Below are 560 nucleotides of genomic sequence, written 5' to 3'. Positions count from 1 at the left end.
CGCCACCGCCTCGGGGTTGCCCACCCGGTGGAGGGGCACCTGGCCGTCCGTGGCCTTCCCGTAGACCCCGGGCCGGAGGGAGAGGGCGGGGGCCACCGGGACGCTCCCCGCCACGTGGGGGATGGCCTCCAGGGCCTGCCTTCCCGTGGCGGTCCTGGGGTCGTACTTGGTGGGCACCAAGAGGGCGGCGAAGCGCCTGAGCCTTCCCGCCCTGGGGTCCAGGCGCTTCAGGGAGGCCAGGTACTCCTCTGCCAGGCCCAGCACCGTGGCCGCCGCCTGGAGGCCCTTGGGGCTCACCTCCACGGGGACGATCAGGCCGTCCCCCGCCAGGGCGGCCATGACCGCCACCTTGCCCAGGGAGGGGAGGGAGTCCACCAGCACGTAGTCGTAGCGGCCCTCCAGGGACCCCAGGGCTCCCCGGAGGAGGACCTCCCCCAGGGGCTTCTGGGCCAGCTCGATCTCCGCCAGGGCCAGGGAGAGGTCCGAGGGCACCAGGTGGTACCCCGGCGCCACCTCCACGGGCTCGGGGAGCTCCCCCGTGCGCACCAGGTGGAGGAGGG

Annotated in this window: 1 protein-coding gene; it reads right to left on the bottom strand. The window is 74.8% G+C overall.

Features of this window, described 5'->3' with window-relative positions; genetic code table 11:
- The coding region (locus AC01Y6_RS11135; RefSeq protein ID WP_476671596.1) for a ParA family protein at positions 1-560 on the bottom strand (560 nt) is incomplete at both ends.

The sequence above is a fragment of the Thermus sp. genome, from assembly GCF_056332225.1.
The sequence above is the reverse complement of the archived record's forward strand: the minus strand, read 5'-3'. Positions and strand labels throughout refer to the sequence as shown.